The following is a 17685-nucleotide window of genomic DNA, read 5'->3' on the forward strand; positions in this document are numbered from 1 at the left end:
AGCAAGTAAAGAGACAGCGGCCGGTCCGCTGTCTCTTTGTTTGTACAACATCATAAAAATAATTAGTGACGCGCTTCGCAACCTGACATCGGGTTAATTAATAAACTGGTACGCTGAGTTAATATAATGTTAACGGCTTGTTTATTTGGTTGGGGTTGTGATGACGACAAACAGCAATTTCAGAGGTGAAGTAGTGAATAAGGTATGGCTTAACCGCTATCCATCCGACGTACCGGCCGAAATCAACCCCGACCGCTATCAGTCGCTTGTTGAAATGTTTGAGCACGCTACCGCGCGCTATGCCGATCAGCCCGCGTTTATGAACATGGGTGAGGTGATGACCTTCCGCAAGCTTGAAGAGCGCAGCCGTGCCTTTGCCGCTTATCTTCAGCACGGTCTGGGTCTGCAGAAGGGCGATCGCGTAGCGCTGATGATGCCCAACCTGCTGCAGTACCCGGTGGCGCTGTTCGGTATTCTGCGCGCCGGTATGACGGTGGTGAACGTTAACCCGCTCTATACCCCGCGCGAGCTGGAGCACCAGCTCAACGACAGCGGGGCCAGCGCGATCGTCATCGTGTCCAACTTCGCGCATACCCTGGAGAAGGTGGTCGCTAAGACCCAGGTTCGACACGTGATCCTGACCCGCATGGGGGATCAGCTCTCCAGTGCTAAAGGCACGCTGGTGAACTTCGTCGTCAAATACATCAAGCGGCTGGTGCCGAAGTACCATCTGCCGGACGCGATTTCGTTTCGCAGCGCGCTGCAGGCGGGTTACCGCATGCAGTACGTGAAGCCGGAACTGCTCGGTGACGACCTCGCGTTTCTGCAGTATACCGGTGGCACCACCGGGGTGGCGAAAGGGGCGATGCTCACCCACCGCAACATGCTTGCCAACCTGGAGCAGGTGAATGCCACCTACGGCCCGCTGCTGCATCGCGGTAAAGAGCTGGTAGTCACCGCGCTGCCGCTCTATCACATCTTTGCCCTGACCATGAACTGCCTGCTGTTTATCGAGCTGGGCGGTAACAACCTGCTGATCACCAATCCGCGCGACATTCCCGGCCTGGTCAAAGAGCTGGCGAAATATCCGTTCACCGCCATGACCGGCGTGAATACCCTGTTCAATGCGCTGCTGAATAATAAAGAGTTCCAGGCGCTGGACTTCTCTACGCTGAACCTCTCCGCCGGCGGCGGTATGCCGGTGCATCAGGCGGTCGCCGATCGTTGGGTGAAGCTTACCGGCCAGTTCCTGCTGGAAGGCTACGGCCTGACCGAATGTTCGCCGCTGGTGAGCGTTAACCCGCACGACATCGACTACCACAGCGGCAGCATTGGTCTGCCGGTGCCGTCCACCGAGGCGAAGCTGATTGATGATGCGGGCAACGAAGTGCCGCACGGCGAGCCGGGTGAGCTGTGCGTGCGCGGCCCGCAGGTGATGCTCGGTTACTGGCAGCGTCCGGATGCCACCGACGAGATCATTCAGGACGGCTGGCTGCGCACCGGTGATATCGCGGTGATGGACGACGAGGGCTTCCTGCGCATCGTCGATCGCAAAAAAGATATGATTCTGGTTTCCGGCTTCAACGTCTACCCGAATGAGATTGAAGACGTGGTGATGCAGCACAGCGGCGTGCGTGAAGTCGCGGCGGTCGGCGTGCCGTCCGGCGTCAGCGGCGAGACGGTGAAGATTTTCGTGGTCAAAAAAGACGAGGCTCTCACCGCCGAGGCGCTGATCGCGTTCTGTCGCCGCCACCTTACCGGCTACAAAGTGCCGAAGCTGGTAGAGTTCCGCGATGAGCTGCCGAAATCCAACGTCGGCAAAATTTTGCGGCGAGAATTACGTGACGAAGCGACAAAGCCAGGCAACAATACCCCCTGAGCGTTGATTACGTCGCCTGACGCCGGCTAAGCCGGCGTTTTTTATGGGCGCAAACCAAAGAGAATGTAATTTGAATTATCAGATGATCACCACCGACGACGCGCTGCGCACTCTGTGTGATGCCGTGCGTCAGTCACCCGCCATCGCCCTGGATACCGAATTCGTTCGCACCCGCACCTACTATCCGCAGCTGGGCCTGATTCAGGTGTTTGACGGCGAGCAGCTGGCGCTGATCGACCCGCTGCCCATCACCGACTGGGCGCCGTTCAAAGCGCTGCTGACCGATAGCGCCGTGACCAAATTCCTGCACGCGGGCAGTGAGGATCTTGAAGTGTTCTCCTCGCGCTTTGGCGTGATGCCGGAGCCGATGATCGATACCCAGATCCTGGCGTCGTTTACTGGTGAAGCGCTCTCCTGCGGTTTCGCCACGATGGTTGAAACCTGGACCGGCGTAAAACTCGATAAGAGCGAGTCCCGCACCGACTGGCTGGCGCGCCCGCTGACCCAGCGTCAGTGCGACTACGCTGCCGCAGACGTCTGGTATCTGCTGCCCATCGCCAACAAGTTGGTGGCAAAAACCGAAGCAGCAGGCTGGCTGCCCGCGGCGCTTGATGAGTGCCGTCTGATGATCAAACGCCGCAGTGAAGTGCTGACGCCAGACGACGCGTGGCGTGAGATTGGTAACGCCTGGCAGCTGCGCCCCCGTCAGCTCGCCTGCCTGAGGCTGCTGGCCGCCTGGCGGCTGCGCCATGCCCGCGAGCGCGATATGGCGGTGAACTTCGTGGTGCGCGAAGAGAATCTCTGGCAGGTGGCGCGATATCTGCCGTCGAGCCTCGGTGAGCTGAGCAGCCTCGGCCTCTCCGGCAGCGAAATCCGCTTCCACGGTAAGGCGCTGGTGGATATGGTCGCTCAGGCGCAGGCCTTGCCGGAAGAGGCGCTGCCCGAGCCGCTGGCAAATCTGGTGGATATGCCCGGCTATCGCAAAATCTTCAAAGCGATTAAAGCGCTGGTACAACAGGTAGGGGAAGAGAAGGGCGTTAGCGCGGAATTACTTGCATCGCGTCGTCAGATTAACCAGCTGCTGAACTGGCACTGGAAGCTGAAAGCGCAAAATAATATGCCGGAACTGATTAGCGGCTGGCGCGGAGAATTATTAGCTGAGCCGTTAAAAACCGTGCTGAATGACGCCTGAATGGGCTGGATATAATTACAGGGGTCTGGCTGTGTATGCGCTAAATAATTTGCGCTGACGGCAAAATGGCTAAAAAAATAACCCAGGGCATGCCCTGGGTTTTTTATTGTCACCCTTAAACCACCTCCTTGGGAGGTGGTGATTGATTGCGATTATTTTGTCTCTTCGGCTTCCGGCAACGTAACGTTGAGTTCCAGAATCGAGATATCGTCGCCTTTTTGTTCGAGCTGGACGGTGACCATTTCCGGATCTATCTGTACATATTTACAGATCACTTCCAGAATATCCCGCTTCAGCTGCGGCAAATAATGCGGTTCGGCATCGCTACGACGACGCTCGGCAACAATAATCTGCAATCGCTCTTTCGCGATATTTGCGGTGGTCTTTTTTCTGGAGAGAAAAAAGTCGAGTAATGCCATAACTTATCCTCCGAACAGGCGTTTGAGGAATCCTTTCTTTTCTTCTTCAATGAAGCGGAAAGGGCGTTCTTCTCCCAGAAGACGGTCAACGGTGTCGGCATAGGCTTTGCCGGCATCAGCATCGGAATCCAGAATAACCGGCTCGCCCTGGTTGGAGGCGCGCAGCACGGACTGATCTTCAGGAATGACGCCAACCAGCGGAATACGCAGGATTTCCAGCACGTCTTCCATGCTCAGCATATCGCCTTTGCTCACGCGGCCCGGGTTGTAACGCGTCAGCAGCAGGTGCTCTTTAATCGCGTCCTGGCCACGTTCGGCGCGGCGCGATTTTGAAGCCAGAATGCCGAGAATGCGGTCGGAGTCACGCACCGATGACACTTCCGGGTTGGTAGTGATGATGGCCTCGTCAGCGAAGTAGAGCGCCATCAGCGCGCCGGTTTCGATGCCCGCCGGGGAGTCACAGACGATGAAATCAAAATCCATGGTCTGCAGTTCATCCAGCACCTTTTCCACACCGTCGCGGGTCAGGGCGTCTTTGTCGCGCGTTTGCGAAGCCGGGAGAATAAACAGGTTGTCGGTACGCTTATCTTTGATCAGCGCCTGGTTTAAGGTGGCGTCGCCCTGAATCACGTTAACGAAGTCGTAAACCACGCGGCGTTCACAGCCCATGATCAGGTCAAGGTTACGCAAACCGATATCGAAATCGATAACCACGGTTTTCTTACCCTTCTGGGCCAGACCCGTAGCGATGGCCGCGCTGGAGGTGGTCTTGCCAACGCCTCCTTTACCCGATGTAACAACAATAATGCGTGCCATAAAGGTGTTCCTTGTTAAAAAGGGCTTAACTCAATGTGTCGACAGTAAGCACGCCGTCAGTCAGTTTCAACCGCGCTGCTTTGTCATAAAATTCGGCCGGGATTTGATCGCTCAGCCAGTATTCACCCGCAATAGAGACCAGCTCCGCCGCCAGGTGGGTACAAAATATTTGTGCGTCCCTGTCTCCGCTTGCGCCAGCAAGGGCGCGCCCGCGCATGTGACCGTAAATATGGATATTGCCATCGGCAATCAGTTCGGCACCGGCGCTGACGTGACTGGTCACAATCAAATCACAGTGTGGGGCATAAATGCGCTGACCGGAACGTACCGGAGCGTCAATTAAGCGTGATTTTGTGACCGGAGTAACAACAGGCGCAGCGGGAGAGGGGGCGTCGGTCTCGGGGGCCTTCGCAGCACGGGGGGCTTTCTCTTTGCCTTCTGTCAGCAACGGCAGGCCCGCCCGGGCGATCGCTGATTTGAGGCGTTCGTCTTTACAGCCGCTGATGCCCACCACGCGCAGACCGCTTTGCGCGATGATGTGCTGCAGCTGCGTCCAGTCTGCTTCGCCATTGAGCTGTGAAACATTCAGTACCACCGGCGCATTTTTCAAAAAAGCGGGCGCTTGGGCAATTTTGTCTTCCAGAGCCTGACGGATTACCTCGGGTTTTGCATCATGCAAATGAACCACAGATAAGGTGAAACTACTTCCTTTAAGCTCAATCGGCGTGTTTGACATCCTGGCCTTACTCAATTCAGTTTGAATCACCCATCACTGGATGATATTCCGAAGACTATCAGGCATGTTATAGTCACTATTATATTGAGGCAAGTCACCATCCGGACAAATTCGAGTAAAAATATGTTTTGTGCGATCTACCGAAGTAACAAACGCGATCAGACCTATCTGTATGTTGAAAAAAGAGACGATTTCTCTCGTGTGCCGGCGGAACTGATGGAAAGTTTTGGTCAGCCGATTCTGACGATGTTATTGCCGCTGGACGGTAAGAAAAAATTAGCCCACGCCGATTTGAGTAAAGTGAAAGAAATGCTCAACGCCCAGGGATATTATTTGCAAATACCGCCGCCGCCGGAAAATTTGCTGAAAGAACATTTAAAGTTACAAAACAATAAATAGTATTTGCTGCACATCCCGGCGCTTTCCTGGCTAAATTAACCAGATGCTATGGTGCAAACGTTCAGGAAAGCGCATGAAATACCTCGCCCCAGGCCTCGTTGCCGGTACTGTTTTTTTCTCTGGCCTCTGTGCGGCGCAGCCCGCTGCTACCGCCCCGGCTCCTGAGCCCGCCACCACCCAGCGTCTGGCAGAGACGGGCCGTAACCCCGCTGAGTTTCCGGCCTACGTCGAGACCCTGAAAAGTAAAGCGCGCGCCGCAGGCATCAGCGACGCGACCCTCACTGCCGCCTTCGACAATATTCATTTTGTTGACCGGGTAATCAAATCCGACCGCGGTCAGCTCGAAAATAAAATTCTGCTTGATGATTATCTCACCCGGGTCATTACCCCTGAGAAAGTGCGTGACGCCCGGCGTATGGCGCACGAGCATCGCCACGCTCTGCAGCGCATCAGCCGGGAGTACGGCGTACAGGCTAACTACATCGTGGCGCTGTGGGCGATGGAGAGCCGCTTCGGTAAAATTCAGGGTAAAGAGGATGTCTTCTCGGCGCTGGCCACCATGGCCTTCGAAGGGCGGCGCGAGGCATTCTTTTCCGGGGAGCTGATCGCTGCCCTGAAAATGGTGGATAAAGGTGAAATCACTGCTGACCAGATGAAAGGCTCGTGGGCTGGCGCAATGGGGCAGAACCAGTTTATGCCCAGCTCCTATCTGCGCTACGGCGCGGACGGGGATGGCGATGGCCGGATCGATATCTGGAACAATCTCGACGATGTGTTCGCCTCGACGGCCAACTATCTGGCGGAAGAGGGCTGGCAGACGGGGGAAGGGTGGGGACGCGAAGTGCGGCTTCCACAGGGCTTCGATAAAACCGAGGCTGGCACCGACAACGGCCAGGGGAAAACCGTTAGCGCCTGGCGCACCGCCGGCGTAACCCAGGCCGACGGGAGCCCGTTACCCGCGATTGACCGGCAGGCCTGGATTATTCTGCCGGAAGATGGTCAGCAGCGTGCTTTTATGGTGTATCCCAACTTCCGCACGCTGATGCACTGGAACCGCTCGTGGTACTTCGCTATCAGCATCGGTACGATGGCCGACGCCATTCTCAGCGATTGACAGCAGCCCGGCCGGACGCGGATAGTGTTTTTTCTAAATGACGACAGGGGAAGGATATGTATCAGCATCATAACTGGCAGGGCGCTCTGCTTGATTTTCCGGTCAGCAAGGTGGTGTGCGTTGGCAGCAACTATGCCAAGCACATTCAGGAGATGGGCAGCGCGACGCCGGAGGAGCCGGTGCTGTTTATCAAACCGGAAACGGCGCTCTGCGATCTTCATCAGCCGCTCTCGCTGCCCCAGGGGCTGGGCTCCGTTCATCACGAAGTGGAGCTGGCGGTGCTGATTGGCGCTACGCTGCGTCAGGCAACGGAAGAACACGTCAGCCAGGCGATTGCCGGTTACGGCGTGGCGCTGGATCTGACCCTGCGCGATCTGCAGGGCGCGCTGAAAAAGGCGGGTCGGCCCTGGGAAAAGGCCAAAGGTTTCGATAACTCCTGCCCGATCTCCGGCTTTATTCCCGCCGCGGCCTTTGACGGCGACCCGCAGAACGCGACGCTGGCGCTGAGCGTGAATGGCGAAACCCGTCAGCAGGGCAGCACCGCGGAGATGATCCATAAGATCGTGCCGCTTATTGCCTATATGAGCCGCTTTTTCACCCTGCGCGCCGGGGATGTGATCCTGACCGGTACGCCGGAAGGCGTCGGCCCGCTGGCAAGCGGCGATGAGCTGGTGGTCAGCCTTAACGGCGAATCCGTCACCACCCGGGTGCTGTAAACGCACCTCCCTCCCGGCCCGCTTTGCGTGCGGGCCGTGCAGCTGATAGAATTCGCCTCCTTTTTGTCCGCCTGCAGCGCGGACGTCCGTGCAATAAGATGTGGTAAACGATATGGCTGACATCCCGTTCTGGCAGAGCAAAACCCTGGATGATATGAGTGACGCAGAGTGGGAATCCCTGTGCGACGGCTGCGGCCAGTGCTGCCTGCATAAGCTGATGGATGAAGACAGCGATGAGATCTATTTCACCAACGTTGCCTGCAGCCAGCTCAATATCAAAACCTGCCAGTGCCGCAACTATGAGCGCCGCTTCGACTACGAGCCGGACTGCATCAAACTGACGCGCGAAAACCTGCCGACCTTCGAGTGGTTACCGCATACCTGCGCCTATCGTCTGCTGGCAGAAGGCAAACCGCTGCCAGCCTGGCACCCGCTGATTGCCGGCTCCAAAGCCGCGATGCACGGCGAGCGTATCTCGGTGCGCCATATTGCAGTGCGTGAATCGGAAGTCCGCGACTGGCAGGACCATATTTTGAATAAGCCAGACTGGGCACAGTAAACCCTTGAGGGGGCCCGATAAGCGTCGCCCCGGTTCTGGTTATTACCCGCAAATTAATTAGCCTGATAAATATTATTTTTTACCCGCTAACGATCGCTAATTAATATTCGCAATATATATGTATTGCCCGCAGCCACGACACGCTATTTCATTATTGCCGTGAATCAATATTCACCGCATGATGGCGTGCTACCGTGGCGGTTCCCCTCTCTACAGGATAACCATGATGAACATCAGGGCGTCAGGCGTTGTTGTGTTTGTGGTAATTGGATTAATGTTCAGCGATGCGGCGTTAGCAAAGGGTAGCCGCCCGTCGGATAACCAGATAAAAGAAGAAATTATTGCGGACTCGATTGCCGGGTACGATGGCAACTGTCCGTGCCCGTATAACCGGGCGCGCAACGGCAGTTCCTGCGGCAAGCGCAGCGCGTGGAGCCGCGCCGGAGGCGAAGCACCGCTCTGTTATAAAGATGATGTCAGTCAGGAGATGGTTGACGAGTGGCGCGCCGCACACCACTAAAACAGGAGTAATCCGCTGGTGTGAATCACTGGTTCACACCCGGACATACTCTTTTGATTGGTTTACGAAAAAAGAGTATCTATTTAATGCGCTTCAGTGCATCGTAAGCACTCGTTGCGAAACCGTCGCTGCAGTCGCTTCTGCCTTTCCTCTTTGTCAGAAACATTCTCTTCCGCGGTAATAACACCCTTTCTATACCTGATGGCTGTTAATAACTCGTAATAACGTAGCGCCGTGTGGCTCATTATTTGTGACCACAGCCGCTACCACTTTTTTATTGCTGGTAGATGACACTGAATGCCTCAAAATTTTAAAACTGAATTTTTACATCCGCGCCACTGGATGACCTGGACTGGCGTAACCATTCTCTGGTTGCTGGTGCAGCTGCCTTATCCGCTGCTGGTAAAACTTGGCCGCACTCTGGGCCGCCTGGCGCGCCCGTTCCTGAAAAAACGTGAGTACGTTGCCAACCGCAACCTGGAATTGTGCTTTCCGGCGATGGATAACTTCTCGCGCAGCACGCTGCTGACCGATAACTTTACCTCGCTTGGCATGGCGCTGATCGAAACCGGCATGGCCTGGTTCTGGAGCGATGCCCGGCTGCACAAGCACTTTGACGTAGAAGGCTTTGCCAACCTGCAGCGCGCCCTCGATCAGGGCAAAGGCGTGATGGTGGTCGGCGTGCACTTTATGTCGCTGGAGCTGGGCGGCCGAGTGATGGGCTTATGTCGTCCGATGATGGCGACCTATCGCCCGCACAACAACCCGGTGCTGGAGTTTGTGCAGACCCGGGGTCGCCTGCGTTCTAATAAAGCCATGATCGACCGCCGTAATCTGAAAGGCCTGGTCAGCGCGCTGAAGAAGGGCGAGGCGGTATGGTTCGCGCCGGATCAGGATTATGGCCGCAAGGGCAGCGTGTTTGCGCCGTTCTTCGCAATGCAGAATACCGCCACCACGAACGGCACCTTCGTTATCTCACGCCTCTCCGGCGCGGCGATGCTGACCATCACCATGATTCGGCGTAAAGATAACGCCGGCTATCGTCTCTATATCGGCGATATGCTTACCGATTACCCGTCGGGTAACGAGCAGGCGGCAGCAGGGTACATCAATAAAAAAATTGAAGATGAAATTCTGCGCGCCCCGGAACAGTATCTCTGGGTGCATCGCCGGTTTAAAACCCGTCCGCTGGGCGAAGCCGCCTCTTATTAATCGCCGCCTTAAGTCAGCCTGGCTGGCTTGCAGGCAGTAACAGCCGCACGCGAGAATTCCTTAATAAACGTGCGGCTTATTTTTTCATTCCGGTTATTTCCGCGTTAAATGCTTCGTAACCAAAAAACTCTTTCACCCTGACCTGTATTTTTTCCTTCCGCTGTCGATAACTTCTTCAGAACAATTTTTTGTAGCGCACGTGTCTGACAGCGATGTGGATATTCCGTTAACCATCATTCCTGACGCCTCATGAGCTAACAACGACCCGCATACCGTGGAGGGAAAAGTGGATAACTTTCAGAAAGAGATTGATGAGAGGGCGAACCTCGCCCTGTCAAATAAGTTTGAGCTGCTGCTGTTTCGCCTGGGCACCGCGCTGCACTCTGACAAGTCAGAGCTGTTTGGCATCAACGTCTTTAAGCTGCGCGAAATTGTCCCGATGCCAACCATCACCCGCGCGGCGGGCATGAAATCCCCGTTGCTGGGCGTGGTGAGCATCCGCGATCAGATTATCCCGGTTATCGATCTGCCTGCGGTTGCGGGCTGCACGCCCACCACCGGCCTGAACCTGCTGCTGGTCACCGAATATGCGCGCAGCACTCAGGCGTTCGCCGTGGAAGCGGTGGACAATATCGTGCGCCTCAACTGGAACCAGGTGCATCCGGCCGAGTCGGCGATGAGCACCCGCAATATCACCAGCATCGCCTGTCTCGATGATGACCAGCAGGCCAACGAACTGGCGATGGTGCTGGACGTGGAACAGATCCTGTATGACATCATTCCGTCGGCCCGCGACGTGCCGATGAAAGAGGTGAAGGATCGCACCTTCAACATCAAACCGGGCGCGGTGGCCATCGTGGCAGAGGATTCGAAAGTCGCCCGTACCATGCTGGAGCAGGGGCTGAAGAGCATGGGCATTCCGGCGCTGATGCACAACACCGGGCTGGAGGCGTGGGAGAAGATCAAGCTGATGGCGAAGGAAGCGCAGGCGGAGGGTAAACCGATTGGCGATAAAATCGCTATGGTGCTGACCGATCTGGAAATGCCGGAAATGGATGGTTTTACCCTGACGCGCAACATCAAGCTGGACGACAAACTGAAGCGCATTCCGGTGGTGATCCACTCCTCGTTGTCGGGAAGTGCTAACGAAGAGCACGTGCGTAAAGTGGGCGCGGATGCTTACGTCGCCAAGTTTGAAATCAACGAGCTTTCTGCGGTGATCCACCGCGTGCTGGACGCCCCGGTAAGTTAACTGCTGAAGCGTATCCTGGCCACAGGAGATAAAAAAGGTCGCCGAAGCGACCTTTTTTTACTACTTTTTCGTCGGAAGCGGTTGTTTATCGCCGGATTCCGGCGCATCGTTCGGATTGTCTTTCTCTACCTGCATCAGAAAATAGTGCATTCATTCCTCCTCAGTTGCCGGACACAGGCTAAGTATAGAAAAGCCTGCGCCAGACAAGCCAGGCGGCAGAGACAAAAAACGCGCCCTGAGGCGCGTTCTGCTTAGCGACCAAACAGATCGCGACGTTTCGGTTTGAACGGCTGGGCTATCAACACCAGCAGCGCGACCAGCATGTAAGCGGCGAAAATACCGATCAACCACTGCGGCATTTCCAGAGAGAGAAACTCCCACTGGCGCACCGAGCAGTCGCCGGAAGCGACAAACACCTGCGGCAGCCATTTGTCGAGCGGCAGCCAGGTGGGGAATTTTGCCGCGAACGGGCAGACGGCAAACGGCGACGGGTGCAGCTGCAGCATGGTGTGCTCATACGAGAGCCGTAAGCCTTCCCAGGCGCTGTAAATCCACAGGGCGATAGCCCCATAGCGCAGCGGTGATTTCGGGGCGATGGCACCCAGCAGGCCCGCACCCATCACGCCGAACAGCGCGCAGCGCTCATAGATACACAGCACGCACGGCTTCAGCAGCATGACGTGCTGGAACCACAACGCCACCATCTCCAGGGCAAACGCCGTCAGGGCCATTAAAAGCCAGGCGCCACGTCCGCGCGAGCACTGATTCAAATATCGCAACATAATCTGATTTCCCTGCATTATGCGGTAAAGCGGCAGTGTAAACGAAAACCGCTCTGCCGCCACCTGGCAGCCAAAAAATATCTGACGAAACGGGAGTTTATTGACGTGAAGCGGCATATCGGGCGGTATTCACCCGATATGCCAGGAGCAGGCGTTATTTCGCGATAAGACCGCTGGCGAGCAGCCAGTCGGTAAACGGCACCAGCGTGTACTCCACGCACAGCCAGCCGGTGAGGGTGAGCACTATGGTGTAGGGCAGCGCCATCCACACCATTCGCCCGTAGGAGAGCCGGATCAGCGGTGCCAGCGAGGAGGTCAGCAGGAACAGGAACGCCGCCTGGCCGTTGGGCGTCGCTACCGAAGGCAGGTTAGTGCCGGTGTTAATCGCGACCGCCAGCAGGTGGTACTGCTCCAGCGAAATGATGCCCTGTTCAAACGCATGTTTCGCCTCGTTGATATAGACCGTGCCGACAAACACGTTATCGGAAACCGACGACAGCAGGCCGTTGAACAGGTAGAACAGCGACAGCTGAGACTGCGGCTCCGCCTGCAGCACGTAGCCGATAATCGGCGCGAACAGCTGCTGATCGATGATCACCGCCACGACAGCAAAGAACACGGTGAGCAGGGCAGTAAAGGGCAGCGACTCGGTAAAGGCTTTGCCAATGGTGTGTTCATCGGTAACGCCGCACAGCGAGGTGGCGAGAATAATTACCGACAGGCCAATCAGCCCGACTTCGGCCAGGTGCAGGGCGAGGGCGATAATCACCCAGACGCCGATAAGCCCCTGAACCACCAGGTTGAGGCGCTCCTGGCGGGTGCGTCTGGCGCTGGCATCCTGTTCGTAATCGCGCAGAATATGGCGCACCTTCTCCGGCAGCGGCTCGCCGTAACCGAAGCGATGACTCTTCTCCAGCAGTACGCAGGTCAACAGGCCCAGGACCAGCACCGGCATGCTCACCGGAGCGACGCGCAGCATAAACTCGCCAAACGACCAGTCAACGGTGCGGGCGATCAGCAGGTTCTGCGGCTCGCCGACCATGGTGACTACGCCGCCAAGCGCGGTACCCACGCCGGCATGCATCATCAGGCTGCGTAAAAAGGCGCGAAATTTATCAAGCGTCTCGCGGCTGTCATGGGCGAGGCCGGAATCGTCATGCAGTTCACCCGGTTCGTCGCCGCGCGAAGCGACGCGATGGTAAATGCCATAGAAACCCAGCGCGACGCTAATGACCACCGCCACCACGGTGAGGGCATCCAGGAAGGCAGAGAGAAACGCCGCCGCACCGCAGAACGCCAGCGACAGCAGGGTTTTCGAGCGAATGGTCAGCAGCAGTCGGGTGAAAATCAACAGCAGCAGCTGTTTCATAAACCAGATGCCCGCCACCATAAAGATCAGCAGCAGCACCACTTCGAGGTTATTCGCGATCTCCTCGCGCACATGGTCGGCGCTGGTCATACCGATGGCGACCGCTTCAATCGCCAGCAGCCCGCCGGGCAGCAGCGGATAGCATTTGAGCGCCATCCCGAGGGTGAAAATAAACCCCACCACCAGCAGCCAGCCGGCGATAAAGGGGCTGACGAGGAATACCAGTGGGTTAATAACCAGAAAAGCCAGCAGCGTCAGTTTGTACCAGTCGGGCGACTGGCCGAGGAAGTTGCGATACAGAGCACGACCAAATGAGATATCCACACGCGTTTCCCTTGCGGGTTCCATGAAAAGAAGTACGTAACGGCTGAGCCTAGAGGACGTGCGCCTGTCAGGCAAGACGCAAATCTGCATTACGCTGACATTCATTGACAAAAATCGAAGAACGATCCCCTTTTTGGCCCCCGCAGCGGCTATCTGCGGGTCCGGGGCTCTGGTATGATGAGTGAATTTGCTAAAGCAATGTAATGGAAATCTCTCTATGGTGATTAAGGCGCAAAGCCCTGCGGGTTTCGCGGAAGAGTATATTATCGAAAGCATCTGGAACAGCCGCTTCCCCCCGGGATCGATCCTGCCTGCTGAACGTGAACTCTCTGAACTGATTGGTGTTACCCGCACGACGCTCCGTGAAGTATTGCAGCGCCTCGCCCGTGATGGCTGGTTGACCATCCAGCACGGCAAGCCGACAAAGGTGAATAACTTCTGGGAAACTTCCGGCCTCAACATCCTGGAAACCCTGGCGCGTCTCGACCACGAAAGCGTGCCGCAGCTTATCGATAACCTGCTGTCGGTGCGGACGAACATCTCCACCATCTTTATTCGCACCGCCTTCCGTCAGCATCCGGAAGAGGCGCAGAAGGTGCTGGCCACCGCCGATGAAGTGGAAGATCACGCCGATGCCTTCGCGCTGCTCGACTACAACATCTTCCGCGGCCTGGCGTTCGCCTCCGGCAATCCGATTTACGGGCTGATTTTAAACGGCATGAAAGGGCTGTATACCCGCATTGGTCGCCACTACTTCGCGAACCCGGAAGCCCGCAGCCTGGCGCTCGGCTTTTACCACAAGCTTGGCACGCTGTGCCGCGACGGCCTGCACGACCAGGTGTATGAAACCGTGCGCCGCTACGGCCACGAGAGTGGCGAGATCTGGCACCGCATGCAGAAGTCGCTACCCGGCGATCTGGCGATGCACAGCCGCTAAATAAAAGGCCACCCCAGGGTGGCCTTTTTACTGCATCGTGCCGGGCTACAGCCTTGTAGGGCGGGTAAGCCTGCGCACCCGCCGCAGCTGCATTTTCAAAGGTGGGTGCGCTACGCTTACCCACCCTACGAGCTGAACTGTTCGATGGCCTTGTTACTGCAACATGCCGGGCTACAGCTTTGTAGGGCGGGTAAGCCTGCGCACCCGCCGCAACGCCGTTTTCAAAGGTGGGTGCGCTACGCTTACCCACCCTACGAGCTGAACTGTTCGATGGCCTTTGTACTGCATCGCGCCGGGCTACAACGTATTCAGCCGCGGCGGGCAGCGCTCCAGCAGTTCCACGCTGCCATCGTCGTTCTGCTGCTCCAGAATCACGTCAAATCCCCACAGGCGATGCACATGCTTCAGCACCTCGCGACGGCCCTTGTCCAGTGGCGCACGGTTCTGCGGAATGTAGCGCAGAGTGAGTGAGCGGTCGCCGCGCAGGTCCACATTCCACACCTGAATATTGGGTTCCAGGTTGCTGAGGTTGTACTGCGACGACAGCTTGTTGCGGATCTCGCGGTAACCGTCTTCGTTATGAATCGCCGAGATCTCCAGGTAGTTCTGGCGATCGTCATCCATCACGGTAAAGAAGCGGAAATCGCGCATGATTTTCGGCGACAGGAACTGGCTGATAAAGCTTTCGTCTTTGAAATCCCGCATCGCAAAATGCAGCGTCTCCAGCCAGTCGCTGCCGGCGATTTCCGGGAACCAGTACCGGTCCTCGTCGGTCGGTGACTGACAGATACGCTTGATGTCCTGGAACATGGCAAAGCCGAGGGCGTAAGGGTTAATACCGCTGTACCACGGGCTGTTATAGGGCGGCTGAAATACCACGTTAGTGTGGCTGTGGAGAAACTCCAGCATAAAGCGGTCGGTGACCTTCCCCTCGTCATACAGGTGATTGAGAATGGTGTAGTGCCAGAAGGTGGCCCAGCCCTCGTTCATCACCTGGGTCTGCTTCTGCGGATAGAAATACTGACTTACCTTGCGCACGATGCGCAGGATCTCACGCTGCCAGGATTCGAGCAGCGGGGCGTTTTTCTCCATAAAGTAAAGCAGATTCTCCTGGGGCTCGGCGGGATAACGCCGCGCTTCGGCAACGGTCTTCTCCTCATCGCGTTTCGGCAGGGTGCGCCACAGCATGTTCACCTGGCTCTGGAGATACTCCTCGCGGCTTTTCTGGCGCGCTTTTTCCTCCTGCAGGGATATTTTCTGCGGCCGCTTGTAGCGATCGACTCCGTAGTTCATCAGGGCGTGGCAGGAATCGAGCAGCTTCTCCACTTCCTCAACCCCGTAGCGCTCCTCGCACTCGGTGATGTAGTTGCGGGCAAAAATCAGATAATCGACGATGGAGCTGGCGTCGGTCCAGCTGCGGAACAGGTAGTTATTCTTAAAGAAGGAGTTGTGCCCGTAGCAGGCATGCGCCATTACCAGCGCCTGCATGGTAATGGTGTTCTCCTCCATCAGGTAAGCGATACAGGGGTTAGAGTTAATAACGATTTCGTACGCCAGCCCCTGCTGGCCGTGCTTGTACAGCCGCTCGGTCTCAATGAACTTTTTACCGAATGACCAGTGGGTATAGTTGATTGGCATCCCTACGCTGGAGTAGGCGTCCATCATCTGCTCGGAAGTGATGACTTCAATCTGATGCGGATAGGTGTCGAGACGGTAGAGTTTCGCCACGCGGTCAATCTCCGCCAGATAGTCATCAAGCAGCTCGAACGTCCAGTCGGGTCCGTCGCTCAGTCGGGTGGCATCCTTCATACTGTAATCAGTTACTGTAGCCATTAGCGCGCCCTCATTGTCACGGGCTCTTTTTCAGGTAAGAGCCTCATTCACAAGCATAGAACACGGCGTCCAGTTAGCGCGTGCAGCAAAAATTTTTTGTTTGCGATTTCGCATTTGAAATGCGCCGCTTCTGCCGCTTCCGGCAGAGTTTTACGCTACGGAAAATTGAAGTGCAGAAGGAGATCCTGAAACCAGCCATCCCGCACCGGTGCAGCGATGTGTGAGGCAAGTCACCATAAAAAAGCCGTATGTTGAATAACATTTTCAACTGAGTTATCAATTTGTAATCAGAAGATTATTCTTTACCTCGAAGCGGAGTCGATATGCGTGTAGTGGTGCTGGGAAGTGGGGTGGTCGGCGTGACCACCGCCTGGTATTTGAATCAGGCAGGTCATGAGGTTACGGTGATTGACCGCGCGGAAGGATCGGCGCTGGAGACCAGCGCGGCCAACGCCGGGCAGATCTCACCGGGCTATGCGGCCCCGTGGGCAGCGCCAGGCGTACCGCTGAAGGCGATCAAATGGATGTTCCAGCGCCATGCCCCGCTGGCTATCGGCCTCGACGGCAGCGCCTTCCAGCTGAAATGGATGTGGCAGATGCTGCGCAACTGCGACATGCGCCACTATCAGGAGAATAAAGGGCGCATGGTGCGCCTCGCGGAATACAGCCGCGACTGCCTGAAAACGCTGCGCAGCGAGACCGGCATCGAATACGAAGGGCGGCAGGGCGGCACGTTACAGCTGTTCCGCACCGCGCAACAGTTTGAAAACGCGGCAAAGGATATCGCCGTGCTGGAGGAGGCCGGGGTGCCGTGGCAGCTGCTGGAGTCGCATCGCCTGGCCGAAGCCGAACCGGCGCTGGGGGCTGTGGCGAACAAGCTGACCGGCGGCCTGCGTCTGCCCAACGATGAAACCGGCGACTGCCAGCTGTTTACCCAGCGCCTGGCGCGTATGGCGCAGGACGCCGGCGTGGTATTTCGCTACAACACGCCGGTGGATCGCCTGCTGTACGAAGGACATAACATCTACGGTGTGAAGTGCGGCGATGAGGTGATTAAGGCCGATGGCTACGTGATGGCGTTCGGCTCCTATTCAACCGCCATGCTCAGGGGGCTGGTGGATATTCCGGTCTATCCGCTGAAAGGTTACTCGCTCACGATTCCCATCGCCGACGAGAGCGGTGCGCCGGTCTCGACGGTACTGGATGAAACCTACAAAATCGCCATTACCCGCTTCGATAACCGTATTCGCGTCGGCGGCATGGCGGAGATCGTCGGCTTCAACACCGATCTGCTGAAACCGCGCCGCGAAACCCTGGAGATGGTGGTGCGCGATCTCTATCCGCGCGGCGGGCATATCGAGCAGGCTAGCTTCTGGACCGGCCTGCGCCCCATGACGCCGGACGGCACGCCCATCGTTGGCCGCACGCCGTTTAAAAATCTCTGGCTTAACACCGGCCACGGCACTCTCGGCTGGACCATGGCCTGCGGTTCAGGTCAGATGCTCAGCGACGTTATTTCCGGGCGCACCCCGGCTATTCCGTTTGAGGATCTCTCGGTGGCGCGTTACGACGCCCGCTTTACGCCGCAGACCGCCCGGGAGTGGCACGGCGCGCATCAGTAACAAG

The 17685-nt window shown here is 56.8% G+C and carries 18 protein-coding genes; 11 read left to right on the plus strand and 7 right to left on the minus strand.

Going from position 1 to position 17685, the window contains the following annotated elements; all coding sequences use genetic code 11:
• The first annotated feature begins 193 nt into the window (after positions 1-193).
• Together fadD and rnd are read left to right on the plus strand one after the other, a co-directional pair.
• Positions 194-1879, plus strand: coding sequence for a long-chain-fatty-acid--CoA ligase FadD (fadD, locus tag ET34_RS0115345; RefSeq protein WP_035891536.1), 1686 nt, complete (start codon positions 194-196; stop codon positions 1877-1879).
• A gap of 70 nt (positions 1880-1949) precedes the next feature.
• Positions 1950-3071: a ribonuclease D gene (rnd, locus tag ET34_RS0115350; RefSeq protein ID WP_031523513.1), complete on the plus strand. Its 1122-nt coding sequence runs from the start codon at positions 1950-1952 to the stop codon at positions 3069-3071.
• Positions 3072-3223: 152 nt separating this feature from the next.
• Here rnd and minE read toward each other — a convergent pair whose 3' ends face one another.
• Genes minE through minC form a run of 3 tightly spaced genes read right to left on the minus strand, consistent with a single transcriptional unit; the run spans position 3224 to position 5042 of the window.
• Positions 3224-3490: a cell division topological specificity factor MinE gene (gene minE, locus ET34_RS0115355; RefSeq protein ID WP_031523515.1), complete on the minus strand. Its 267-nt coding sequence runs from the start codon at positions 3488-3490 to the stop codon at positions 3224-3226.
• A 3-nt stretch (positions 3491-3493) separates the two neighbouring features.
• The gene (gene minD / locus ET34_RS0115360; RefSeq protein ID WP_031523517.1) at positions 3494-4306 is read right to left on the minus strand and encodes a septum site-determining protein MinD; all 813 of its coding nucleotides are present in this window, start codon (positions 4304-4306) and stop codon (positions 3494-3496) included.
• A 25-nt stretch (positions 4307-4331) separates the two neighbouring features.
• On the minus strand, positions 4332-5042 hold the full coding sequence (gene minC / locus ET34_RS0115365; protein WP_031523519.1) for a septum site-determining protein MinC: 711 nt from the start codon (positions 5040-5042) through the stop codon (positions 4332-4334).
• Positions 5043-5165: 123 nt separating this feature from the next.
• Between minC and ET34_RS0115370 the strand changes: the two genes are divergently transcribed.
• The 7 genes from ET34_RS0115370 to ET34_RS0115400 all read left to right on the plus strand — a co-directional run bounded on the left by ET34_RS0115370 (position 5166) and on the right by ET34_RS0115400 (position 10814).
• Entirely contained in the window at positions 5166-5441 is a 276-nt protein-coding gene (locus ET34_RS0115370; protein ID WP_031523521.1) for a YcgL domain-containing protein, read from the plus strand.
• Between the two features lie 73 nt (positions 5442-5514).
• A complete protein-coding gene (locus ET34_RS0115375; RefSeq protein WP_031523523.1) occupies positions 5515-6555 on the plus strand; it encodes a lytic murein transglycosylase in 1041 nt (346 codons plus the stop codon).
• 56 nt (positions 6556-6611) lie between these two features.
• Complete coding sequence (locus tag ET34_RS0115380) at positions 6612-7271, plus strand: fumarylacetoacetate hydrolase family protein (RefSeq protein WP_031523524.1); 660 nt, start codon at positions 6612-6614, stop codon at positions 7269-7271.
• A gap of 112 nt (positions 7272-7383) precedes the next feature.
• Positions 7384-7830 carry a YcgN family cysteine cluster protein gene (locus ET34_RS0115385; protein ID WP_031523526.1) on the plus strand — a complete coding sequence of 149 codons (447 nt, stop codon included), beginning with the start codon at positions 7384-7386 and terminating at the stop codon, positions 7828-7830.
• 226 nt (positions 7831-8056) lie between these two features.
• Positions 8057-8350, plus strand: coding sequence for a hypothetical protein (locus ET34_RS0115390; RefSeq protein WP_031523528.1), 294 nt, complete (start codon positions 8057-8059; stop codon positions 8348-8350).
• A 297-nt stretch (positions 8351-8647) separates the two neighbouring features.
• A complete protein-coding gene (lpxP, locus tag ET34_RS0115395; protein ID WP_031523530.1) occupies positions 8648-9562 on the plus strand; it encodes a kdo(2)-lipid IV(A) palmitoleoyltransferase in 915 nt (304 codons plus the stop codon).
• Between the two features lie 286 nt (positions 9563-9848).
• On the plus strand, positions 9849-10814 hold the full coding sequence (locus ET34_RS0115400; RefSeq protein ID WP_031523532.1) for a chemotaxis protein: 966 nt from the start codon (positions 9849-9851) through the stop codon (positions 10812-10814).
• Positions 10815-10874: 60 nt separating this feature from the next.
• Here ET34_RS0115400 and ET34_RS23225 read toward each other — a convergent pair whose 3' ends face one another.
• The 3 genes from ET34_RS23225 to nhaB form a co-directional block, all read right to left on the minus strand.
• On the minus strand, positions 10875-10964 hold the full coding sequence (locus ET34_RS23225) for a hypothetical protein (RefSeq protein ID WP_413783770.1): 90 nt from the start codon (positions 10962-10964) through the stop codon (positions 10875-10877).
• Positions 10965-11065: 101 nt separating this feature from the next.
• Complete coding sequence (dsbB, locus tag ET34_RS0115410) at positions 11066-11596, minus strand: disulfide bond formation protein DsbB (protein WP_031523534.1); 531 nt, start codon at positions 11594-11596, stop codon at positions 11066-11068.
• 154 nt (positions 11597-11750) lie between these two features.
• The gene (nhaB, locus tag ET34_RS0115415) at positions 11751-13289 is read right to left on the minus strand and encodes a sodium/proton antiporter NhaB (protein ID WP_031523536.1); all 1539 of its coding nucleotides are present in this window, start codon (positions 13287-13289) and stop codon (positions 11751-11753) included.
• Positions 13290-13506: 217 nt separating this feature from the next.
• Here nhaB and fadR point away from each other — a divergent pair, with 217 nt between their 5' ends.
• A complete protein-coding gene (fadR, locus tag ET34_RS0115420; RefSeq protein ID WP_031523538.1) occupies positions 13507-14226 on the plus strand; it encodes a fatty acid metabolism transcriptional regulator FadR in 720 nt (239 codons plus the stop codon).
• Positions 14227-14523: 297 nt separating this feature from the next.
• On the opposite strand, the gene ET34_RS0115425 is transcribed toward fadR, so the two are convergent.
• Entirely contained in the window at positions 14524-16059 is a 1536-nt protein-coding gene (locus ET34_RS0115425; RefSeq protein WP_031523540.1) for a SpoVR family protein, read from the minus strand.
• Positions 16060-16382: 323 nt separating this feature from the next.
• Between ET34_RS0115425 and ET34_RS0115430 the strand changes: the two genes are divergently transcribed.
• On the plus strand, positions 16383-17681 hold the full coding sequence (locus ET34_RS0115430) for a D-amino acid dehydrogenase (RefSeq protein ID WP_031523542.1): 1299 nt from the start codon (positions 16383-16385) through the stop codon (positions 17679-17681).
• Positions 17682-17685: the final 4 nt, after the last annotated feature.

It is taken from the genome of Siccibacter colletis (assembly GCF_000696575.1).
GTDB lineage: Bacteria > Pseudomonadota > Gammaproteobacteria > Enterobacterales > Enterobacteriaceae > Siccibacter > Siccibacter colletis.